Below are 22,564 nucleotides of genomic sequence, written 5' to 3' on the forward strand. Positions count from 1 at the left end.
TTATTTCCAAACATAATGTTTTCTCAAATTTATAAAGATTTATCTTTTAAACGTGTTCCTTAATAGGGGAGTCGACAAACTTATGATTCGCTAATCCTATTAACGTTTCTTTAAGTGTTGCATTGTTCATATGAGGAAGCTTCTCCATCACGTATTTCAATTCAGACTGACTGATTGGATTTGCCTTTCCAATATGAATTTTTGGAAAGATAAATCTGCTTTGAATCTCATTTTCGCTTAAGAGCTCTTCATACAATTTTTCTCCCGGTCTAATACCTGAAAACTCTATACCTATTTCATCTTCTCTATAGCCAGAGAGCTTAATTAAATTTTTAGCTAGGTCAACAATTTTAACCGGCTCGCCCATATCTAGAACAAATACTTCTCCCCCGCTAGCTAAGCTCCCCGCTTGAAGAACAAGTCTAGAAGCTTCGGGTATTGTCATGAAATACCTCGTCATTTCTGGGTCTGTGACAGTTATTGGCCCGCCTACAGCAATTTGTTTTTTAAAGAGTGGCACTACACTACCACGAGATCCAAGAACATTACCAAAGCGAACCGCTGCAAATTTCGTCTTACTCTCTTTAGCAAGATTTTGCACAACCATCTCTGCGAAACGTTTGGTAGCACCCATAATATTCGGTGGATTTACTGCTTTATCAGTAGAAATCATAACGAAGTATTCTACTCCGAACACATCTGCTGCCTCAGCAATATTTTTTGTGCCGAAAATATTGTTTTTTACGGCTTCCATTGGATTGTGTTCCATCAATGGAACATGCTTATGTGCAGCTGCGTGATAAATTACATCAGGTTTATACTCCGATACAATGTCGAAAATGCGACCACGATCTTGAACATCTGCGATTATCGGAATTATTTTTGTAATCATGGAAACCTTTTGTCGCAATTCCATGTCTATAGTATAGATAGAATTTTCTCCGTGACCGAGTAGAATAATTGCCTTTGGATTGAATCTGGCTACTTGTCTACAAATCTCTGAACCAATGGAGCCGCCCGCTCCAGTAATGAGAATAGTTTTGTTAGTTAGTTTAGATGAAATTGTTTCAAGGTCAAGTTCTACTTCGTCACGACCAAGTAAGTCCTCAATTCTCACATCTCTTATTTCATTGATTGATACTTTCCCTGTTAGTAAGTCTTCTATAAGAGGCATTGTTTGCGTACGAACACCAGTATCTAAGCATAGCTGTAAAAGCATTGCACGACGCGTCTTTTCCATTGAAGGAATAGCAATAATAATGTGCTCAATGTTCTGATCCAAGACTACATCCTCAATTATGTCGGTTCCACCTAACACTCTCATGTTAAAGATATCCAATCCCTTTTTAGTTATATCATCATCTAAAAAAGCAATTGGCTTAAGCGGCGAGTTCGCATTCTTCAATAATTGTCGAGCAATCATTGTCCCAGCTGCACCTGCGCCAATAATAAGCGTCCTTTTTTTAGAGCCTTTTAAATTTTGCCCACTTATGAAGGTGTCTCTAAGCACTCTCCAAGATAATCTTGTCCCACCAATTAGTAGCATATGCAACATCCATGTAACGAATAATGCTCTAACAAGTACGTCTCCCGTTACGATTACTTGGATAAGAGCGACTGTTAGTATGGAGAAAGTTACTGCCTTAAATATCGACAATAATTCTTTCACGGATGCATATTCCCATACCTTCCGATACAGTCCGTAATACATTGCAAAACTGTGATGCGCTACAAATATCGTAAGCGAACTAATCAATAATAATACATCCGTAAATGGATTATCGATTGGATGCAGTAGAAAATAGCCGATGTATATTGAAAATAACACTATACATGAATCGACTAATATCAGCATCGACATTCTTCGCTTTAATGACATCGTGTCACTCTCCTATTCTTTTACCTATGTAAGCTATTTCTTTTACCTATGTATAATTTCTATTCTCACTGCACATAATTATAGCACTTTGGATATAAATTTGTTGTAATTTTATTGTAATGCAATTGAAATATAACTGTTATGCGGGTATTTTGTCCTTTTAATTTTATCTTACATATCCTAATTAATCTCCTTTTTATTCCTTTTTAACTGTTATTATTTACCGTTATTTATGATAAAAATCAATTATTTTACAATTATATTTACAGAATAGTTCATTTGATTCTAAATTTATTTTAAAGGTTTTAGCTTACCTTATAGTTTATTTCCCTTGAAAAAGGGTATGTTAATAAGTGTTTTTAAGAATAGATTTCCTTAAAGAGAACAAACAAATATAGAAATTCATTAGGCAAAGTAATAAGCCATCACCCTCGCTTTTGTTGTGCGAGGGTGATGGCTTATTTCTCTCTCATGTATGTCTTTAATTCTTATTAAAAAAATGATAAAAGAATAGTTATTGTTATCCGATAAAGCTCCACCATTTCTTAGGAGTGGGTTCCGTTGGTTCTAAAAGAATAACTTCTTTATTTTCTACAATTCTTGCATTGTTTTCTAGAAAAATATCTACAGTATCTAGCTTTTTTTGCTTTTCTAGATAGCATAGTCCTGCATCAAATAAGAATGGTCTTGTTTTTTTGCTATGCACATCGGAACCATACGTATGGACTAAATTACAATCTATTAGCTGTATAGAGGTTTTCTGTATACTTTTACCGAAGTGTCCTGCTAAGCTACCTGCTGTAATTTGAGAGATAGCACCATGATTTATAAGCTTAAGTAATCTACTCGGTTTTTCTGCGATAGCTTTATTTCTTTCGGGATGTGCAATGACCGGTACTTTTCCCATGCTTAATATTTCTTGAATGATAGCTATCGTATAATTGGGCACATTCGATGATGGTAGCTCTAACAAAACATATTTTGAACCAGCTAATGTTAAAGCACTCCCTTCTCTCAGTTGTTCTACGATAGAATCCCCAATTCTTATTTCTTGCCCTAGGTGCAATTTTATTTGCAAATTTTCTTTAGCTATTTCATCTTTGATATTATTGTATTTTTCTACTACAGCTTCCTTCAGCACATTATATTGTGGATGATATGCATGCGGGGTCACAATAATATCTGTAATACCTTCTTTTACCGCTTGATATACAAGGCCAAGCGATTCTACCAACGTTTCAGGACCATCATCAACTCCCGGAAGAATATGTGCGTGGATATCTACCATAATATAACCTCCATTCAATTTAAATAGAAAAACGAGTGATTAGGATGGTTCCCAATCACTCTTCAGATCCATAATATTGATAGTAGTAATGATCTTTTTGAAGGACATAGTTATTTAAAACCGCCCCCAAAATATTTGCCTTGGAAGAAATTAATGCTTCTTTAGCCTTCAATAGTGCATCCTTTTCTGTTTTTCCTGCACTTAACACGATAACTGTACCATCACATAAATTAGATAATATTTGTGCATCGGTTACTGATAATACAGGAGGAGCATCAAAAATAATCATATCGTATTTTTCTTTCAAGTCTTCCAGGACCTTTTCCATCGTCTTAGAACCAAGCAATTCAGCTGGGTTCGGAGGAATTGGGCCACATGTAATTATATCTAAATTTTGTACATCATCATGCTTAATAACTTCCTCTAAAAGAGCTTGACGCGTAAGCAAATTAGAAAGACCTAAAGTGTTGGTTAGATGAAAAGTATAATGCACTGTTGGCTTTCGCATATCACCGTCAATCAGAAGCACTCTCTTTCCTTCCTGTGCAAATACCACAGCACTATTTGCAGCCACTGTGGATTTCCCCTCACTAGGCGAGGCAGAAGTAAATAACATAGATTTTATTTCCTTGTCTGGCATTGAGAAGTTGATATTTGTTCTTAGCGTTCTAAATTGTTCTGAAACAATTGCCTTAGGATTAGATGATGTGATCAGCTTTCTAGCTGCAGTCAATAATGGTTTATTTTTCTTTTTGTTAGTTGGCATTTCACAACCTCTTTCGTCTATCGATAACTTCTAGTTTGGTGTCTTGAAGATCTTTTTCTGAAATATTACTGATTAAACCTAACACAGGCAGGTTTAATAATTCTTCTATATCTTCTTCTGTTTTTACAGTCGTATCTAAATATTCTAATAGAAAAGCAAGCCCTACTCCAAGCATCAGACCAATTACCGCTGCTATTGCCATGTTTAACATTGGATCTGGCTTAACAGGTGAGGGATTATCTCCAAGAACAGCTGGAGTGAGAACACTAACATTATCTACTTGCATCAGAGTCTTTATTTGTGCTTGAAAAACCTGAGCAGTTTTATTAGCAATATCCACCGCTCTTTGAGGATCAGGATCTTGAACCGTAATATTGACTACTTGCGAATCCTCTGCATTATTTACTGTAATTTTATTGGTCAAGGCAGCAGGTGTAGTATTTAAATCCAACTCATCAATTACTAATGATAAGATCGCTGGACTTTTAATAATCACATTATATGTATTAATAAGTTGAAGATTGGTTTCTATATCCTGTGAACTAAACGTATTTACCTCTGTTTTCTCTTGATTTATTAAGATCTGTGTTGACGATTGGTAAATAGGAGTTATAACAAAATAGCTCACTACCGCACTGATAGCTAGTGCAATTATCGTCAATATTATAATTAATGATAATCGCTTTTTAAGTGTTTTAAAAATATCTTGAAGTGTTATTGTTTCTTCCATTCAAATTGATAACTCCTTCTATCGTTTATTACTAAATTAGACAATGCTAAAAAGTTTATATTATTCTATCATAGTCAAACTTATTAAAACTACTGATAACAATCCTTACTACCCTTATGCAAACTAAATGAATATTTATTCAATAGTTTAATTTCCTAAAGCCTTTTTCAATATACTATCTCGTCGGGCTTTCTTTTTTGCTTCATATTCTTCTTCCATTGCTTTAGCTTCAGTCTTATCAAAGCCATTTGCTGCTAAGTCTTTTTCTACGGCATTCAAAACTGCATCAAACACTTTGTCTGTGTTTCCTTCTAAATCCTTTGCAGCAGCCATATATTTGTTATAAAAATATCCAACATTAATTTTTTCGCCATTTGCTTGTTTGTCTACGTATTCTTTTTTAGCTTTAACAATCAAGGCATTTACTTTCGTATCTGCTTGATCCTCTAATCCTTCTAAAGCAGGTGTATATTTTTCTTTAATCGCAGCAACCGTAGTTTCATTGGAGGAACCAGAGCTTGTCCCTGAAGAATTATCGGCACCATCATTTCCAGTTACGTTATTGGAGCTCTCTCCATTTCCATCGACAGCATTGTTCCCTGCAGTTTCTCCACTTGTTCCCTCTTCTTCTATCACTTCACCATTTTCATCCATAGAAATAGTAGCTCCACCTGGCAGCTCTACTTTATACGGTTCTTTTTCTACAATTTCTTTTACTTCGTCATCTGCAACATCATATTCCTTAAATTTAAACGTATACAGTAAATAACTGCCCCCTGCGATAATTAAAACAAGGACAATAATAGCAAAAATCTTCAACTTCTTCATTGATATATCCCTCCTGAAAAGTAACCTTAGTTTAGCATGATAAATATTCTAATAGTATATAATATGCCAACATTATGTATAAAAACCCACCACTTTTTATATGTGGTGGGCCTAATAGATTAGTAACTTATTTAAATGTAATGGTAAAATCCACATTCATCGGCGCGCCATTGTTTACTGTTAAAGGAAGTGAAATTGTTTTTCCTTTTACATCTTCCAATGAGTCAGCTCCAGGAACCTGTGCTTTAATGTAAGCCAGTCCCTCTGGTGAAAGAGGAGTGAAACCATTAACATGAGTTACTCCCAATTGACTAACCACATTATTAAAAAGATCTTGCCCTAAATAATTCGCTACATCCTCTGGTTTTGCATCAGCCTTAACTGTCACAGTTACAGCGTTCAGTCCAGTTGATTCTAACGTAGCAATATTACTTTGAGCTGCGTTTAATGTTGTGACTAAGTTAGCAATTTTAGAGTTAAGAATCTCTTGTTGTAGCGGATTAGCTGCATTATCAATTGCTTTTTTAGCTTTAGCTACCTCCTCTAATAATGCCGTTATAAACGGATTGTTCGTGGAAGATGGTAGACTGCTTAAAAGAGTATTAATTTCATTGTAGGAAGCTTGGGCTTCTATAAGTTTACTCGCAGCTAAGAAATCGTTAATTTTAACAGTTTTCATATAAATAGTTACAGGAACCATTAGCTCAGCGCGCTTAGCATCAGCTGGCTTTTTGTACTGCTCAAGTAACAAATCTCGAGCTGCCTTACCTGAAAATCTATATAAGATAGCTGTTCTACCTTTTAGCTGGTAGGATAATTTATGATATTCTTTTTCAACTGTTGCAAAATCATTCCTAGATTGAGCATTGTTAATATTATTCATAATAGGTACAAGATATTTTGTTGCGTAATTATATGCGTCAATATATGGAACCAATCCTTTTGATATCTTCTCATCGTAGAGTGCATCTAAATCTCTTAGATATGATTGCTTTTGTGAAGAAGAATAGGTAGACGAAGCTATCAGATTTCTAGTATGTTGGTAGTTCTTCTTTGCACTATTTAACGATGAATTAAGTGAGTTACTTGGTACCAATTTGTCTTCCAACGCCGGGTAAACATAATGTGTCGTGCTTCGATTCAATTCAGCTTTTGTTGCCTCAATGGATCGAATTACATTTGATGTGTTCCCATAAGCCACGGATGAAAATGATAGAACTGAAGATGTTAACAATACTGCTGCTGCCGTTTGTTTCCAAATCCTTGTCATATTACTCCTCCTCTTATCTAATAGTAAAGTCTGTTGAGAATGACCAATATATTTCAACAGCTTCATAGTACTATCCGTTTCGACAAATTTCAAACAAAAACCCCATAAATTCACAATTTTCGTACCATTTATATGGATAATTTAATTAACTATGGTAAATTATATCTATTTTACAAATTCCTTTTTTAGGATATTTATCATTCAATATATTCATTACTATAAAATTAATTTTTAGTAATTAGTAGTATATTAAAGTCATAAGATTTTATTAATTTCATTTTTTAGGGATAAAATAGCATTTTATTTTTCCATTTTAAACCATATAATAGATTTATAAACAACCATTCGGTATATATAGTTGTTAATAGGAAAGGAGCAAGAATTTGAAGAAAATCATCATGATTGTCACCTTGTTTGTTCTGCTATTGTCCTCTTTCACTACCGCATCAGCCGCTGCACTATATAAGGATATTGTGGATACCCATCCAGACAAATCCGCCTTTAATTTCTTAGTTGCAAAAGGTATTATTGTTGCAAATTCGTCTAGTAATTTTGGTATAAATAAGGATATGACTCGCTTAGAGGCTGCTGAATTATTCGTCGAAGCACTTGACCTTGATACTACTAAACCATTTGAAGTAATAGTGACGGATCTAGATTCAGATCACGCTAGCTATCCAATCATTGCAGCTGTAGTAGAAAAGGGGATTATGAGCCTCGATGAAGAAGGTGCATTTAATAGAGAGCAGCCGTTTTCTAGAGGAGAAGCTGCGGTTTTTCTTGTTCGAGCATTTGGATTGACCGGAACTGTTCCGAAGACCTTTAAAGATGTACTACCGGAATATTGGGTGACGGATGATATAAAAACACTGCAATTCCACAATATCATTAGCACCTCTTCCGACAATACTTTTAGACCATTAGAAAATGTAACAAGAGGAGACTTTGCTGTTTGGTTAGCACGTAGCCTTCAGCCAGATTTACGTAAGACCCCCACTCCTGCTGTTCCTCCTACTAAGTCCTGTGAGAAACCTAGCAATAAAAAAATAGTGAAAGTAAATGTTCAAGTCACTACACTGTGGAAGCTGCCAAACGCTTATCGTACTGTAGATAAACCGTCTATAACGGCTCCTGTAGACATTCATAAATGGACAAAAAATATGAGTCTAAAGGAAAAATGGTGGTTGGTTAATAGAGTCGACACCCAAGCATTGTTTGGAGATGAAGTAACCATTTTGAAAACTAGTGGCAACTGGGTCAAAATAGCTGTAAAGGACCAATATGTTCCTAACCAAAAGGAAGGCTATCCGGGCTGGGTGCCAAAATCACATATAATAGAAACAACTAAGGATTATTCAGATTGCTCCATTGCAGTAGTAAATGCAAAAAGCACCATGCTTTATAGCGATACTGCAAAAAAAAATAAATACATCAGTCTCAGCTACTCTACTATCCTTCCAGTCATCAAGGAAGAAGGCGATTGGCTACACGTGCAAACTCCACAAAACGGCGTGAAGTACATGCAAAAAAAAGAAGCGAAATTATATAAAAACTATCAATCTATCCCTAAACCAAATCAAAAGGATATCGTAAATAGTGCCAAAATGTTCCTAGACCTCCCATATCTCTGGGGTGGCACCTCCTCCTTTGGATATGATTGTTCAGGCATCATCTACTCTGTCTACAAAAATCACGGAATCATCATTCCAAGAGACTCCTTTGTTCAAGCAACAAAAGGGAAAGCTGTGTCAAAGGCTAACCTTCAACCAGGAGATTTAGTGTTTTTTGCAGGTAATCGAGGAAAAGGAAAGGTATATCACGTGGGTCTTTACATCGGAGAAGGTAAAATGCTCCATGCCCCTAGCTCCTCCTCTAAGGTAAAAATTGAGTCGATGAATGTTGGGACATTTAAGACGAATTATGAAGGTGCGCGGAGATATTTGGACTGATTGGATGGAGGAAAAAATTCAGTTAAACTGCTGCGGCTAAGGCAGCAGTTTTTTTAATTTGAATTCCTAAGCTATTTAAAGAAGCCGAATTTGCGCAATCAGGAATAATGTTGAAACTTTTTACGTGTAAACTCAGTAAGTATGATAGATAGGAGGAAGAATAATGAAAAAAATAATTAGTATTTTCATCATTGTACTTATCTCAGTTGGAGTAGCTGATTTAATACAGGGAGTTATTTTAACACTGCTTTATAATCCAAATTCTTACTCAACAACAAATGGTTTAGAATTGGCGAGCTACCTACAATATACTATTTCCGCCTTAACCGTAACTTTTGCGCTATGGGGTGTATATAAGGTGAAGAGTTTTATAACACGCACTAAACCTTCGATAAAAATATAGTTCTACCATTTTATGTAACACATTCCGAATCTCTACGTCTATTGTAGATAAAGGGGTGATAATCATTAGAAGGATTTTAACAGTAAGTATCATCGGTCTAATTATTATTGGATTTTTTGTTTTTGAGCCTTTTCGTTCAGAGCCTCCTTCTCCAACTGTAACAGTTGGAAAAACAAAAATTTCTACCACACAGGGTTCTTATTGTTGGAACGGACTGATATCAGCCAAGTGTGTTGATATGGTTTATACTAGTCCGTTAGATATGACAAAAAAACATAAGCCCACATCTGTTACTCCAGGAGAAGAAATTAAAATTGATTTTAGAAAAGACCCCATCGATGAATCATTAATAGTGGAGCAATGGATTGATGAAGAAAATGTAAATGCTATTCAAATGAAAGATAATTCAATCGTAGCTCCAAAGGAAAAAGGAGTATATGTCTACTATGTAACAGCTGATTGGAAGCAAGGAGACGGAAACTATGCTTTCTCAGTTGTCGTTGAATAAAGATTGTTTTACACTTTCGACCGTCACGTATAATAAATATGCCGCCTTTTAAGAGAGGCTTTTGCATATTACGAAATGCCGAGTTAAGTGCTAAAAGTTATCCTACTAATGAAAACATGAATGAAAAATCACAAATTTCCACTCTCAGCGGACGCTTTCCGTGGTGTGAGCGGTAAGGTATGCCCTCACCGCTGCTAGCGCATCGTTTGTGTTTGCTTATCTGTCTCACTCATTCCACTGGAGTCGCCTGTCGCTGCAATCAACAAAGAGATAAATGTTCGTATTTTATTAGTAAAGTACTGTTTTTGAAATGAGCTCAGTTTTAATAACAAAAAAACAAGCCCTAGTCATAGTTTATACACTCCCATATACCAATATGTTATAAAAAACAACACGAATCCATTTAGATAACTAAATATCAAAATGGATTCGTATATTTTTTATTCTTTTACACTAGTCGGTGTTGCTTCCTTTACGATAATCATACCGTCATATGCTTCATTCGGTGTCATTTCAATCGTATAAAACATCTTTAAAAACTTGTACCACATACGAAAGTCATCCCCGATATTAGCCATCTTTTGCTCCGAAGAAATTATATCCGATAACTCATCTGACTCACTCGCATTTTCAAAATCCACAAAGAAAGTATTTGATTCCACCTCACTGAAGGCATCCACTAAATCATTGTGATTCTTCACTGTAAAATTTCTTCGTTCCCCACTACCATTTTTCGATTGAAACTTACTCTTGATAAAGTCACTACCTATTGCAAAATACTCTTCACCGTATCGTTCATCTAAATAATTTCCCATCGACTTATAGCCAGCTAAAGATGCTGATGTTTTTTCAATATGTCCATTATGACCATTGATAAATACTTTTTCGTTTCCTCGTGCTGCTTCATAATCAATAATCCATTGTAAGTTGTCCGTTAAATATTGATCGCGAAGCTGCGTGTATTCTCCTTCATTCAAAAACAATTGCGTACGCTGCTTCAAAATTTGCGCATTTTGTAGGGCAAAGACATGGGATTCCTCGGAAGATTGTTCTGCATAAGCTGCTTTATTTGATTGTAAGTCTAAAATGATATTTTCAACTGTTTCATTGATATCTTGCAATTGCTCCTTCGTTAACTCACGCATTTTCTCATTGGTGACGAGCTCCAACTTTGAGTCATAATTTTTGAACATATTTGGGTTTACGGCTTTGTAGTATTCGAGCACGCCTTTTTTACTATAGTCATAGCGTTGCATGTCATTACCATAAAAATAAACCTTCTCTTCCTCGCTCGCTGTCGCGTTATAATCATGCATCCATTGTACAAGATTGACCATTTGCTCCGTTTTATAAATACTATAGTCTAGCGTGTTTACTGCCTCTTCAGCTGTGCCATTTCCATTTAAAATGAATTGATTTATTTGCTGTCCACCTCCGAAATCACCCTCTAAGACAAATACACGGACATTTTCATTTTTTATTAACACCTCAAATACATCTTTTTTCAGTTTTTGAAATTCAATGTTCCCATGTGTTGCCTCCCCTAAGCCGATTAACTTCACATTATCTGGGATGTCAATATCCTCCACTTGGGTAATGTATGATTCTGCATCGTCAACTGCTTCGCCATTGCTGCACCCGATCAATAAAACAGAAATAAAAATTACCAAACATAATATAAAACTCTTATTATTAATTTTCATCATCCCCTTAAACTTCCTTCTTAAATTGCTTTCCTTTGAAAATATAAATATCCACCGACAAAAAATAATATAAAGCTTCCGCCTACAACGGTTAATAACTGATCCCAAGGAACGAAAAATGTATCGCCAGTCTCACCACCGATATACATCATCAAAAAAGGCTGTGCCCAAGGATAGAAAGAACCTAAACGCTCTGAGTTTACAACAAGTATTGTAGGCAATGTCAGGATAACGTTAACAGCAAAAGGCGCTGCAAAGCTCTTGAATAGTATAGACATCCATAACTGCAGAGCAACTAATGGCAATGTCGCTACCCATCCCCCAACCAAACATTTCCACACTATCCCCATTGGGAAAGGATCGGTGAAGCCTTTTATCATCCCTACTATGTATAGAGCAGCAAAAAATAATATTTGTACAACCAATACAAGCAGCATCAACAATAAATACTTCGCCGTAAATACTCTTCCCCGCGTTACAGGTAATGCTAGAAGCTGTTTCCAGCCACCTGCCTGATGTTCATATCTGCAAATGGCACTTGCTAAAACTCCTGTTATCAAGGGTAAAAATAGTAAAGCATAGGATAAATTCATGGACAGTAATGATAAATACCATTCATTAATCTCCATATCTTCATTGGAAAACCTGCTTGTTAATCCAAGAAAAATACCTATAATTGGTACGGTAAATATTATGAACATAATCTTTGAATGTCGAAACTTAAACCATTCTGATTGTAGAATTGAGATCATTTATTTCACATCCCTTCTCATAAAGTCGAGCATTCCAACGATATACAATACAATACCTACTCCAATCCCAAGCAGCACATTGATCAACGGCTCATCCCATTCGTTCATTAAAGATGGCCACTTCCATATCATCCAATCAGGTAAAACAAAAGCGGAAAAGGCAAAAATCACACCTAAGACCCCGGTCGTAATCGGAATCCCTTGGTTTTGGCTCACGGATGCAATCCAGAGTTGCAACGCAAGTATTGGCAAGGCTGCAAAATAAGGATAGAAGCTATATTTCAATAACTCCAAGTAAGGAATATCATTTCCTAAATTTAGTAAAACTCCATAACAAAGTGAAAATACTAATAGTAAAAGAGAAGACACAAATAGTAAGCTTGCAAGTACAGTAAATTTCGATAAATACACACCCATTTTGGAAACAGGCAACGAAATCAGTTGCTTCCAAGCATTTGTTTCATTTTCTATACTCGCTATAAAAGAAGTTAATATGGCAATTCCTAATACAAGTGCAAGAGGGGTAAAAGAATGTACATTCATAAAATAATATCCCCAATCATCCTCACTCTGCTGTAATAAGTAATCTTTTCTGACTCCATAGTTAACCATCTGCAAGGCAATAACTCCGAAAGGGCCTAAAAACGCTAGAAACCATAATCCTTTACGTTTTATTTTCAAAAAATCCGCCAGTAAAAGTTTCCCAATCATACTACCTTCTCCTCAGTAGTCATTTGAAGGAAAGTATCTTCCAGTGATCTTTTTTCCTCTTCTACACGGTAAATTGAATAGCCCCCTTGAACGAGCGTAAAGACTGCTTTTGCCACTCCTTCATTTGAATGCTCCGACAATAAAATGATGCCATCCTGCCACTCAGCTTTTATTCCATTTCCTAATAATGAGCGCCACGCTTGCTCACTATCACTAACCTTTAATAGAATCTTCTGCTGTGCGTACTTGCGCAAAGCTTCGATGGAATCCTGGTAAATCATTTTTCCTTTCGTAACTATTCCGACTGTTGTCGCCATTTGATCGATTTCCGATAATAAGTGACTGGAGATCAAGATGGTCATACCTGTTTCGGCGGGTAACTGTTTAATTAGATTACGAATCTCAATAATGCCGGATGGGTCTAGCCCGTTGGTCGGCTCATCTAAGATTAGTAACTCCGGATTGTTTAATAGGGAAGCTGCAATCCCTAATCGTTGTTTCATTCCTAGTGAAAATCCTTTTACCTTTTTATTTGCTACTTCGGATAACCGAACAATTTCTAACACCTCGTGAATTCTTGTTTTTGGAACACCCAAAATCTTTCTTAATGCCTCTAAATTTTCATAAGCAGTTAAATGGGGATAGTAGGATGGGTTCTCTACTAGGGAACCCACTCTTTTTAAAATGTCTATTCTTTCTCTTTTTAAATCCTTTTCAAAGATTTGAATCGTACCGGATGTTGATTTCATCAAACCTAAAAGCATTCGGATGGTTGTTGTCTTCCCTGCTCCATTAGGTCCTAAAAATCCGTATATTTCTCCTTTACGTATTTTCATATCCAATCCTACTACGGCATTTTCCTTACCAAAACGTTTGGATAAATTGTTTGTCTGCACTACATATTCCATTTCCCTCACCTCATTTTCTATCTTAGAGATAGAATATTAAAACTAGGTAAGGGGCAAGTTTAAATTTTGTTTAAAAAAAGTGTATTTGAAAGGATGCCCCTTCAAATACACCATTATTTGTATTTCTTTATTTTAATGGTTGTTCCCGCTTCACTTGACTCAATATCCCAATCTAGCTTCATGCCCTTTACCATCATATCAACTATAGACAAGCCTATTCCTGCACCTGCTTCATCGGATTCATTTTTCATCCCGTTTCCTTTGTCTGAAATTACAATAGCATCGTATAGATTTGTAGATTCGGTTTTAACACAAATATAACCTCCGCTTTTTGCATGGCGAAGCACGTTTTGCAATAAATTATCTATTATACTTCCTAACCAAATAGGGTCGATCTTCCACTTATTTTGTTCGAACGGAGTCAAATTGACTTCAAATTTAAACTCTTCCTTTTCAAAGACAGGGTACCACAAAGCTAAACATTCACGTATATAACGAATAACATCAATATCCTTTGATTCAAATTTATATTTACTAGCCATTAGTAACGTGTATGACATCAAGTTTTCAATCAGTCTGTCAATATTTACAACAGAGGCTTCCAAGGATTTTATCGCTTTTTGACCTTCCTCCGATAAATCTTCTTTAGCAATGGAATAAGTTTGAGCCCTTACCTTTGTTAAAGGTGTACGCAGATCATGAGAAAGATTAGCGATTATCTCTCGACGTAGCTGTTCTTCTTTCTGCTCGCTCTGTTTACTTTCCCTTAGCTCAAATACCATTTGATTGAACGTTTTTTCAAGCTGTCCAATTTCGTCCTTCTTTTTCACCGTAATCTCAATCGGTAGCCCGTCCACATCCCGTATTTCCATTGCCTCTTGCAATTGCAACAACCGTTTTCTAATACTCCTAAAGAATAGAAAGGATACTAATAAAAACAGAAAAATAATAAAAATAACACCAGATACAAAAATAAGTCCATATTCATCATAAATATTTTTAAGGGGTGGATCAAACTCTGACCTAGGCATCTCCAGTACAACGAAACCATTCATTTCACCTTGTCCAACGAACGCAATAACTGTAAATGGGTCCCCTCCATAGTGCTGTTTTATAAATTTTGCTGTATATACTGCCGACCACTCGGCAGGCAACTGCTCCTTTACGTTCATTTGATTAGCAAGCGTCCCTTGACCATCCACCCAGAACATTGATGCTTTTGGATATTGCTGTTTCCACTTATTAAAATGCTCTTCTATAGTTTCAGAAGTCACAATTTGCATACCATTTGCTTCTTGATGCCATTTTCCCTCTACGTCACCTTCCTCTATAGTATGGTTGTTTAAAGTGTCACCCTGCGTGTTACTAGAAACACCAAATACAAATAAAGCAATAATTAAATAGGAAACTTGAATAATAGACATTGCTAATAGAATCAGAAACATATACTTCGCTAGTAAGGACCGGAAAAAGCTCTTCATATTTTTACCCTATACCCAATTCCGCGAATGGTTTCAATAATTGATGGTTTTGCTGGGTCCCTTTCAATTCTCTCTCGTAAATAACGAATATGAACCATCAACGTCTTATCTCCCTCGATATAACGCTCTCCCCACACTCCCTCATACAGCTGTTCCTTTGTTAATATTTGATTCAAATGACGAACGAAGTACTGCAAAAGATGATATTGCTTGCCGGTTAATTGGATTTCCTCATCTTTTTCACCGTCTACTATTCTCATGTCCTTTGTATAGATCATCAAATGTTGAAGCTTTAATACATCGTCATTTTTTTGGTATCTCCGTAGCAATACTTCGACACGAGCTGCAAGCTCATCCGGATGAAACGGTTTTGTTAAATAATCATCTGCAAAATTTAGCCCTTCTATTTTATCCTCCACCGCAGTCCTCGCAGAGAGCATTAAGATAGGCAGGTCTCCCTTTTCTTTTTTAATACGCCTCCCAATTGAAAAGCCATCTAACCCTGGGATCATCACATCCAAAATTGCCATATCCACACTTGAAATATACTTTTCAGCATCCTGCCCAGATTTCAGCCATGTCACCTCATACCCTCTTTCTGTTAAATCCTTTCTCACCCAGTTTCCTATATCCACTTCATCTTCTATGTAAAGAATGTGTACCATGTTTGTCCTCCTGTTATTGGGATTGTGATTTGTTGGCTGAATCGCTACATGCTTCTAAGAAATTAGAGTCGTTTAAGACCATACCCCTTCAAAAAAACTCTCTACCTCAGTTAAGGCAGAGAGTTTTGTTCCAACCTTGTATAGTTAACTGGTGTTCCATGAAAAATCTCTCTCGCAATTCAAATGGCCAAAAGACTCCAATAGCTCGCTAAATATATAGAGCGGTCGAGGGATTGTCATAAATCTTGCTCGCGGAGTGGAGCAGGATGGCTATAGTCGTAAAATGGCGCTTGATTGTAGTAAAGTACCGCTCGATTGTAGTAAACTAGCGACCTATTGTCGTAAACTAGGCCTGGATTGTCGTAAACCTTGCTCGTGGAGTGGAGCAGGATGGCTATTGTAATAAAGTAACGCTTGATTGTAGTAAAGTACCGACCTATTGTCGTAAACTAGGCCTGGATTGTCGTAAATCTTGCTCGCGGAGTGGGACAGGATGCCGATTGTCGTAAATTAACGCTTGATTGTAGTAAACTAGCGACCTATTGTCGTAAACTAGGCTTGGATTGTCGTAAACTAGCCCGGGATTGTCGTAAACAGCCACAGGTTATTGTGGAAGCCAGTTATACGACACAGTATTTTTTAGCACTTGCAATGATCACTAAGATTTAGAAACTCATTTCAAAATTCTAACAATGCAGACATTATATCATGAATGATTCTAAGACAATACAAATAATCCTATTATTGTATTTATAAGAATGTATATTCCTATAATAGTTTTTTCTAAGATTAATAATTAAACAAACACCGAAACCAGCTAGAGCGTTTGGATGGGGTTCAGCTTTCAATGATGTGTCGTTCCACAAGTACTTTTTAGGGTTGCAGGAAAAATAAGTGACAAATACACTTTTAGCTTCCCTGAAAAACAATAAAATCCATTCGAGCTCGCTCGAATGCCCCAAATAAAGGGTTTCGAATTGCTTGATGAAGTCTTTTATACTTTTGGTATTCACCTAGTGGATAGTTACTTTCGAAGAAGGATCTGGGGCGCTTAAAGGTACTATGAGACGTTCGATCATCACTTAGTGGCTCAGAAGAAAAAGTAGGACATAATAACTATATCGACTTTTAGAAAAAAACCATTGAAAGAGCGTTCCTAAAGGAGCGTTCTTTTTGTATGGATAAAAACAAACTCTTAACATTCCTCAGTATTAGTAAGCAAAAAACGTTTAACATTCCTCAATTTTAACATCAACAAAACTGTTTTAATCTTAGGGAGTACATGATTTGTACGTTCACAAGTATAAAAAAATATTTTATAAGGAGAAGAAAGTTTTGGAAAGCAATAGAACTCATTTTACTTATTTGTTCTAGCAACAATCAAACTGTAAAAGGTATCCCAGACCCAAAGCCGATAACTAGACTACCGAGTACTTATACCTATTATTATTTGAACTTTATATACATATATTCCTAATATCATGAATTAATTTCCTGTTATATGAATATACTTCTCATGGAGAGGAGCTACCAATGAGGGCTTGTATTATTCTATTCACAGTTTTATTAGCTGGCTGTAGTGAGCGAGTGATTGACATTCCAATAATAGAAAAAGAAGAGATTGAGATAATAAAGCATTCTGAACAGGTGAACGTGGAGATTCCATACAAAGACCAGCATACAGAATCTGGTTGGGAGCTGACATTTCAGGACGAATTTGATCTTGAGAAAATCTCGTCTTCAAAGTGGAACAAATTAAATATTGGTTATAAAGAGCACGGTAGACTACATCATTATTTACCAGAACAGGTAACTTCCTCTTCTGGCATTTTAAAGTTAGAGGTTACTGATTCCCCTTATCAAAGCTATCCCTACCGTTCAGGAGCTGTTACCACTCAAGGTTTGCATGAACAGTTGTATGGAAAGTTCGAGGTACGAGCTAAATTCCCAATAGGTCAGGGCCTTTTTCCTGCCATCTGGCTTCTTCCTGCTGATCATTCATCATTCCCAGAAATTGACATAGTAGAAATGCTGGGTCAATTACCAAATGAGCTCTGGCATGTAGCACATATAGAAAATGGAAACAGAGCTTTTCATCTTAACGAACAAATAGATGTGTCTGAATGGCATACCTATGCGCTCGATTGGTCACAAGATGAACTGGTTTTTTATATTGATGATGAAGTAACGTTTAGAACAAGTAATATTTCTAATACGAAAATGTATTTACTAATGAACGTAACAGTAGGCGGAACTTGGGTTGGTGATCCAAACTCAATCACTGAATTTCCTTCCTATATGGAAGTGGACTACGTGAGAATATATCAAAAAAATTAATAAAGAAAGAAGGATTTAATTGAATTTAATATCTATCAGTTTGACAATAATATTTATATTTTACCTACTGTTACAACTAAAATATATTTATAGCTCACTAAAAACTTCTAAAACTAAACTTACTATTTGCCCTGAGAAAAAGATATCCGTATTGATACCAGCCTACAATGAGGAAAAGGTTCTAAAACAATGTTTAGATAGTTGGTTTAGATTAGATTACATTAAAAAAGAGGCCATATTTATAAATGATGGATCTACGGATTATACATTACAGGTCTTACAAGAAATGCTTGATTTAGAAATAAAATTACTAGAACCCTCTGTTATCGCTAACTCTGAAAAAATTAAAAGAATTTACCAAAGTAAAAAACATCCAAATATCTATGTTATAGATCAATATAATGGAGGCAAATCAGCAGCCTTAAACACAGGGATATCGATTGCTACAGGAGATATCATAATAACGTTAGATGCTGACTCCATTTTAGATAAAAATAGCTTAAACAAGATTAATACTGCATTTGTTGATCCAAAGGTTATAGCCGGTGGCGGGATGGTTCATGTCGGGCAGTTAATAAATAAGCAAGGCCTTATTAATTACAGTAAGAATTGGATTATTAAGTATCAAGTATCGGGTTATCTTTCTTCTTTTTACGTGAGAAAGGTCACTCAAGCAAAGTTAAATGTTTTGAATGTAGTGTCTGGAGCATTCGGTGCCTTTAGAAGGGATGTCCTTCAGAATATAGGAGGCTACAGAGATACACTCGGAGAAGACATGGAGATCACTTTCCGGCTTCAGAAGTATATTCACCAAAGAAATAAGGGAGAAAAAATGATTTTTATACCAGATGCTGTTTGTTATACCGAGGTTCCTGAGAGCTTTTCCTCATTACTGCATCAACGTGTTAGATGGCAGAAAGGATTTATAGATTGTATTAATTTATATAAAAAAGACTTTTTCTTTAGCTTGGGTAAAAAGTTCTCTAGCTTTCTCTTATTTGAATCCATCACACTTAGCGTTATTGGCTTATTGGCATTGTTCATACTTCCCATTTCAATAATACTAGGAAACATATCTGTAACTACTATTATGTTAATGTCTGTTGCCTGGTTTAGTGAATTTGTAATCAGATTAGTAGCCGTTCAAAGAGCAGGACATTATGGCTATAGCTTTTCTGTTTTACATTGGCTGCACATCATCCTATTTACTATATGGGAGTCTATCACCTATCGCTTCCTTGATACATTTTTCTTCTTCTATGGAACTATTTTATATTTCGTTGGAAGTAGAACTAACTGGAACAAGCTTACAAGAAGCGGTACCGTAAGTTTTGAAGAAATAGAACCACAAAAGGTAATCGCGCAATAATTTTTATATGTAGAATAAATGGGGAAAATTCAAAAGTATGGAATACAAAAACCTCTCTATATATTCTATTAATAAAATGTCAGATTATTCATTGTTTCTTATTCATTTATGTATCAAAAGCATGCATCAAACCTGGACCTGTCTATGGTCCTTTTATATATTGGCTATATTAAAGTGAATGTTAATTTTTATATAAACGAGCTAGGAGAAGCATTTCTATGCTCATTCTCTCATTTTTTACAATAGCACTAAGTTACCTTAATAGGCACCTTTAATTCTTCAACCATATTAAATTTGAATTTAATATAGGCACTACTATTGTTGCTAAGCCTAAACTAATTTGATGTTCTAGACAATAGATATTAAGCTAGCAGCCATTAGTTCAATTTCTACCCCAAAACCTTTCAATTTCATTTGAGGCTTTCATCGTCTCAGAACTCATATACTTATAAGACTTTTTTAGTATTTCTTTAGAGTCGCCAATTTGTGCAAGTATAGTAACGCTTAGTAATTCTTTCACTTCATCATCTCCTGAAGTGGCCATCAGTTCCAGATAATTAAACAATTCCTTTAACTTTGGTATATCCCTCTCTTTTCCAATGAGTTCAATAAAATAATTGCTGCATTCACCGAAGAAGACATGATTTAAGATTTCTCCATTAAATTCAATATGTTCCTGTAAGTAACGCTTGTACTCTTCAAATTCACCTGTAAAGTGTGCTGCTAAGTTTTTATATTCCATTTTTTCTCCTAATCCTGAACACTTTTATTTATAACTCATTATTCAACTAAACTGCTGTTTTAGTATATAAAGCTATTATTCCTTCTTGAATGAAAGCACTCTGTTAGCTGAATAGGAATCTTATAACTCTATCTTTTTAACCATTTGATAATTAGTCAATTTAACGCCTTTTAGTTCTACTGTTTGTAAGCAAATCGTTTTGTAACCTAGACGTTCAAAAAAGGGCTTGGCTGTAATACTTGCTTCCGTATCAATTTCTAATATCTTTAATTTTTTTGCTTCAGATTCAAGCATATTAACTAGAGCTGAAGCTATACCTTTCCCTTGATAGTCTTTATGAACAAAAAGTCTATCTAGATGTCCACTATGTGTTAAATCGCTAAAACCTACAACCTTGTCATTAATTTTAGCAACATATGTTATATTTTCATTTAAGGAATCTTTCCAAGTTTCCTTTTTAATATCTTTTTCGTCATATGGTGCCCAAACATCTAGTTGTTCTTGTGAATAATCTTTGGAATTCACTGAATGAATCGTTTCATAGAACAAGGTCACAACATCTTCAAGATCTATATCCCTAAATTTTATCAATTCCATGTTCTGTAATGTCACTCCTTTCACTTCTATAAGAATCAATCATATCAAGAAATAAAACTTGTAAGGTAACTTAGCTTTTATATTTCCTTTTTCAATATCCTGTTAAACTAAACTGTCCTATTTGGTCAGCGAGAAAAAATTCAACAAAAATAGAGTGGAATAGCACACTAGATAGTTGAATAATCTTTCTCTTAATTTAGCATATTATTCAATTTCAATATCTTCTCTTTCATTATGGGAGGTTTGTAAAGCATTAAAGAAAACCTCTATCAAGGCTACACCCTCACTTGTTACAAAATAATTAGCTAAACTCGTTATATCGGAACTTATGTTATCTCCCCATGGCGGCTGTAATAATGTATCATTAATATCCCATATAACTCGTGACGTGAAATTACATGTTTTGGTGTTGTCATTAGCTATATCCCCATTTCTACATTTTCTTCCATCGATTAAACATTACTTCACCTAAGATTTTTAGTCATAAAATATTCTGCATCTTTAACTAAACCAGCTAATAGGATGTAAAATATTTCTCTAAAATTCTAATTAAACTTATATTATACTATTTGAGCCTGACAAATAGCTCTCTGGAAATGGGTATTTTATCCACAGTTGCTTGTAACCGTTAATTATGCAATTGATTTTTTCTTTTTAATAACTCACCAATATCCTTTTTCCTCCTGTTTCGACTCCTAGAGTATGGTAACAAAGGGCATCGAATGTAAAAAAACTCTCTACCTAATAAAAGGTAAAGAGTTTTTTATCATCCTTGTGCAGTCAACTGGATATTCCAGTTAGACAAGTCTGGAGATTCTTTTTGGAATACTGATTTAGGGAAATGGAGGCTAACCGGTCGAGCTTGGCGAGCACCTACAGCAAATTGCTCAAGAGGGAAGCCAAGTTGTGCAACTAGATCTCCTGATGCATCGAACAATTGCAATGGTAGGTTGCTAATAGTAATTTCTTCGTCAAACGCATTGCGCACTAGAACGAAAACATTTACATCGTCTTCTGTTTCTGCAAGATTGAACGCTGCAACGGAAATTTCATTTTGCTTCACTGGCTCCATAGCTACCATAGAAGATTCTAAAGAAGCAACTTGCTCATCGGATAATCCATTTGACCAGTTTTCATCTAATTGTAACGCAAAGTCAGTAACAGCAGGCTCTTGGATTTCAAATAACACTTCGAACTCCATTTTTTCTTTAATTTCATCCTCTGACACAAGTAAAGATTCACTATCAAATTCGAAGATCCATGGACGAGCTCTTAAAGAACTTAACACGCCAAAGTATTCCATATTGAAATCCTTACGTGCCAGTTCTTTGCCATCCATATCTCTTACTACTAATCTAATGTCTTGTAGATTCAATTTCTTTTGTAAGGAATGACGAATGATTGCAGTCATAATAAAACCATCGTTGTTTTTGTGTAATGCCACACCATGGATATTTATTTGATCTGGGTCTAATCCCTTTAATTTGTTGTGATAATATTGGAAAACATAACGTTCTTGTTGGTCTAAATCCCAATGCTCGCTAAACTCTAGCAATGTTTTTAATCTATTGGATGTCTTTGGTTGATTTGGTTTAAACATGAAAACATTCCTTTCAAAATACGAACTATATGGATATTATAGCACAAAGACTCCTATGATAATACTAGGTCATTCCTA

Annotated in this window: 21 protein-coding genes; 5 read left to right on the forward strand and 16 right to left on the reverse strand. The window is 35.5% G+C overall.

Annotation, left to right across the window (positions count from 1 at the left end):
* Positions 1 to 46: 46 nt before the first annotated feature.
* The 6 genes from D0S48_RS08255 to D0S48_RS08280 all read right to left on the reverse strand — a co-directional run bounded on the left by D0S48_RS08255 (position 47) and on the right by D0S48_RS08280 (position 6,761).
* Positions 47 to 1,879: a polysaccharide biosynthesis protein gene (locus D0S48_RS08255; RefSeq protein WP_151111190.1), complete on the reverse strand. Its 1,833-nt coding sequence runs from the start codon at positions 1,877 to 1,879 to the stop codon at positions 47 to 49.
* Positions 1,880 to 2,399: 520 nt separating this feature from the next.
* Positions 2,400 to 3,167: a tyrosine-protein phosphatase gene (locus tag D0S48_RS08260; protein WP_151111192.1), complete on the reverse strand. Its 768-nt coding sequence runs from the start codon at positions 3,165 to 3,167 to the stop codon at positions 2,400 to 2,402.
* Between the two features lie 55 nt (positions 3,168 to 3,222).
* Positions 3,223 to 3,933, reverse strand: a complete 711-nt coding sequence (locus D0S48_RS08265) for a CpsD/CapB family tyrosine-protein kinase (protein ID WP_151111194.1) — start codon at positions 3,931 to 3,933, stop codon at positions 3,223 to 3,225.
* A 1-nt stretch (position 3,934) separates the two neighbouring features.
* Positions 3,935 to 4,663, reverse strand: a complete 729-nt coding sequence (locus D0S48_RS08270; RefSeq protein ID WP_144540371.1) for a YveK family protein — start codon at positions 4,661 to 4,663, stop codon at positions 3,935 to 3,937.
* A gap of 147 nt (positions 4,664 to 4,810) precedes the next feature.
* On the reverse strand, positions 4,811 to 5,491 hold the full coding sequence (locus tag D0S48_RS08275) for a hypothetical protein (protein WP_151111196.1): 681 nt from the start codon (positions 5,489 to 5,491) through the stop codon (positions 4,811 to 4,813).
* A gap of 127 nt (positions 5,492 to 5,618) precedes the next feature.
* On the reverse strand, positions 5,619 to 6,761 hold the full coding sequence (locus D0S48_RS08280; protein ID WP_151111198.1) for a hypothetical protein: 1,143 nt from the start codon (positions 6,759 to 6,761) through the stop codon (positions 5,619 to 5,621).
* A gap of 383 nt (positions 6,762 to 7,144) precedes the next feature.
* Between D0S48_RS08280 and D0S48_RS08285 the strand changes: the two genes are divergently transcribed.
* The 3 genes from D0S48_RS08285 to D0S48_RS08295 all read left to right on the forward strand — a co-directional run bounded on the left by D0S48_RS08285 (position 7,145) and on the right by D0S48_RS08295 (position 9,621).
* Positions 7,145 to 8,710 (forward strand): NlpC/P60 family protein, encoded by a 1,566-nt coding sequence (locus tag D0S48_RS08285; protein ID WP_151111200.1) that lies wholly within the window; start codon positions 7,145 to 7,147, stop codon positions 8,708 to 8,710.
* 163 nt (positions 8,711 to 8,873) lie between these two features.
* Positions 8,874 to 9,113: a hypothetical protein gene (locus D0S48_RS08290; protein ID WP_151111202.1), complete on the forward strand. Its 240-nt coding sequence runs from the start codon at positions 8,874 to 8,876 to the stop codon at positions 9,111 to 9,113.
* Between the two features lie 55 nt (positions 9,114 to 9,168).
* Positions 9,169 to 9,621: a hypothetical protein gene (locus tag D0S48_RS08295; protein WP_151111204.1), complete on the forward strand. Its 453-nt coding sequence runs from the start codon at positions 9,169 to 9,171 to the stop codon at positions 9,619 to 9,621.
* 440 nt (positions 9,622 to 10,061) lie between these two features.
* On the opposite strand, the gene D0S48_RS08300 is transcribed toward D0S48_RS08295, so the two are convergent.
* The 6 genes from D0S48_RS08300 to D0S48_RS08325 form a co-directional block, all read right to left on the reverse strand.
* On the reverse strand, positions 10,062 to 11,327 hold the full coding sequence (locus D0S48_RS08300; protein ID WP_225321719.1) for an erythromycin esterase family protein: 1,266 nt from the start codon (positions 11,325 to 11,327) through the stop codon (positions 10,062 to 10,064).
* 17 nt (positions 11,328 to 11,344) lie between these two features.
* A complete protein-coding gene (locus D0S48_RS08305; protein WP_151111206.1) occupies positions 11,345 to 12,076 on the reverse strand; it encodes an ABC transporter permease in 732 nt (243 codons plus the stop codon).
* On the reverse strand, positions 12,077 to 12,787 hold the full coding sequence (locus D0S48_RS08310) for an ABC transporter permease (protein ID WP_151111208.1): 711 nt from the start codon (positions 12,785 to 12,787) through the stop codon (positions 12,077 to 12,079).
* The gene (locus D0S48_RS08315) at positions 12,784 to 13,695 is read right to left on the reverse strand and encodes an ABC transporter ATP-binding protein (RefSeq protein WP_151111210.1); all 912 of its coding nucleotides are present in this window, start codon (positions 13,693 to 13,695) and stop codon (positions 12,784 to 12,786) included. The genes D0S48_RS08310 and D0S48_RS08315 overlap by 4 nt, the downstream gene beginning before the upstream one ends.
* Before the next feature lie 113 nt (positions 13,696 to 13,808).
* On the reverse strand, positions 13,809 to 15,176 hold the full coding sequence (locus D0S48_RS08320) for a sensor histidine kinase (protein WP_151111212.1): 1,368 nt from the start codon (positions 15,174 to 15,176) through the stop codon (positions 13,809 to 13,811).
* Positions 15,173 to 15,841, reverse strand: coding sequence for a response regulator transcription factor (locus tag D0S48_RS08325; protein WP_151111214.1), 669 nt, complete (start codon positions 15,839 to 15,841; stop codon positions 15,173 to 15,175). The genes D0S48_RS08320 and D0S48_RS08325 overlap by 4 nt, the downstream gene beginning before the upstream one ends.
* A 1,533-nt stretch (positions 15,842 to 17,374) precedes the next feature.
* Between D0S48_RS08325 and D0S48_RS08330 the strand changes: the two genes are divergently transcribed.
* Complete coding sequence (locus D0S48_RS08330) at positions 17,375 to 18,178, forward strand: glycoside hydrolase family 16 protein (RefSeq protein WP_151111216.1); 804 nt, start codon at positions 17,375 to 17,377, stop codon at positions 18,176 to 18,178.
* Positions 18,179 to 18,197: 19 nt separating this feature from the next.
* A complete protein-coding gene (locus D0S48_RS08335; protein ID WP_151111218.1) occupies positions 18,198 to 19,547 on the forward strand; it encodes a glycosyltransferase family 2 protein in 1,350 nt (449 codons plus the stop codon).
* 382 nt (positions 19,548 to 19,929) lie between these two features.
* Here the strand turns inward: D0S48_RS08335 and D0S48_RS08340 are convergent, their stop codons facing one another.
* From D0S48_RS08340 to D0S48_RS08355, 4 genes are all read right to left on the reverse strand, one after another.
* Positions 19,930 to 20,289: a DUF7674 family protein gene (locus D0S48_RS08340; protein ID WP_151111220.1), complete on the reverse strand. Its 360-nt coding sequence runs from the start codon at positions 20,287 to 20,289 to the stop codon at positions 19,930 to 19,932.
* Positions 20,290 to 20,409: 120 nt separating this feature from the next.
* The gene (locus tag D0S48_RS08345) at positions 20,410 to 20,886 is read right to left on the reverse strand and encodes a GNAT family N-acetyltransferase (protein ID WP_151113760.1); all 477 of its coding nucleotides are present in this window, start codon (positions 20,884 to 20,886) and stop codon (positions 20,410 to 20,412) included.
* Between the two features lie 204 nt (positions 20,887 to 21,090).
* On the reverse strand, positions 21,091 to 21,339 hold the full coding sequence (locus tag D0S48_RS08350) for an Imm70 family immunity protein (RefSeq protein ID WP_151113762.1): 249 nt from the start codon (positions 21,337 to 21,339) through the stop codon (positions 21,091 to 21,093).
* A gap of 313 nt (positions 21,340 to 21,652) precedes the next feature.
* Positions 21,653 to 22,486: an SLAP domain-containing protein gene (locus tag D0S48_RS08355; protein WP_151111222.1), complete on the reverse strand. Its 834-nt coding sequence runs from the start codon at positions 22,484 to 22,486 to the stop codon at positions 21,653 to 21,655.
* Between the last annotated feature and the right edge of the window lie 78 nt (positions 22,487 to 22,564).

It is taken from the genome of Psychrobacillus sp. AK 1817, assembly GCF_008807035.1.
Classification (GTDB): Bacteria; Bacillota; Bacilli; order Bacillales_A; family Planococcaceae; genus Psychrobacillus; species Psychrobacillus faecigallinarum.

Coding starts and splice junctions, on each gene's coding strand:
- D0S48_RS08275 (WP_151111196.1), bottom strand. CDS start 5,491: ATGAAGAAGTTGAAGATTTTTGCTATTATTGTCCTTGTTTTAATTATC.
- D0S48_RS08260 (WP_151111192.1), bottom strand. CDS start 3,167: ATGGTAGATATCCACGCACATATTCTTCCGGGAGTTGATGATGGTCCT.
- D0S48_RS08325 (WP_151111214.1), bottom strand. CDS start 15,841: ATGGTACACATTCTTTACATAGAAGATGAAGTGGATATAGGAAACTGG.
- D0S48_RS08330 (WP_151111216.1), top strand. CDS start 17,375: ATGAGGGCTTGTATTATTCTATTCACAGTTTTATTAGCTGGCTGTAGT.
- D0S48_RS08290 (WP_151111202.1), top strand. CDS start 8,874: ATGAAAAAAATAATTAGTATTTTCATCATTGTACTTATCTCAGTTGGA.
- D0S48_RS08315 (WP_151111210.1), bottom strand. CDS start 13,695: ATGGAATATGTAGTGCAGACAAACAATTTATCCAAACGTTTTGGTAAG.
- D0S48_RS08280 (WP_151111198.1), bottom strand. CDS start 6,761: ATGACAAGGATTTGGAAACAAACGGCAGCAGCAGTATTGTTAACATCT.
- D0S48_RS08320 (WP_151111212.1), bottom strand. CDS start 15,176: ATGAAGAGCTTTTTCCGGTCCTTACTAGCGAAGTATATGTTTCTGATT.
- D0S48_RS08345 (WP_151113760.1), bottom strand. CDS start 20,886: ATGGAATTGATAAAATTTAGGGATATAGATCTTGAAGATGTTGTGACC.
- D0S48_RS08300 (WP_225321719.1), bottom strand. CDS start 11,327: ATGATGAAAATTAATAATAAGAGTTTTATATTATGTTTGGTAATTTTT.
- D0S48_RS08305 (WP_151111206.1), bottom strand. CDS start 12,076: ATGATCTCAATTCTACAATCAGAATGGTTTAAGTTTCGACATTCAAAG.
- D0S48_RS08255 (WP_151111190.1), bottom strand. CDS start 1,879: ATGTCATTAAAGCGAAGAATGTCGATGCTGATATTAGTCGATTCATGT.
- D0S48_RS08310 (WP_151111208.1), bottom strand. CDS start 12,787: ATGATTGGGAAACTTTTACTGGCGGATTTTTTGAAAATAAAACGTAAA.
- D0S48_RS08265 (WP_151111194.1), bottom strand. CDS start 3,933: ATGCCAACTAACAAAAAGAAAAATAAACCATTATTGACTGCAGCTAGA.
- D0S48_RS08340 (WP_151111220.1), bottom strand. CDS start 20,289: ATGGAATATAAAAACTTAGCAGCACACTTTACAGGTGAATTTGAAGAG.
- D0S48_RS08270 (WP_144540371.1), bottom strand. CDS start 4,663: ATGGAAGAAACAATAACACTTCAAGATATTTTTAAAACACTTAAAAAG.
- D0S48_RS08355 (WP_151111222.1), bottom strand. CDS start 22,486: ATGTTTAAACCAAATCAACCAAAGACATCCAATAGATTAAAAACATTG.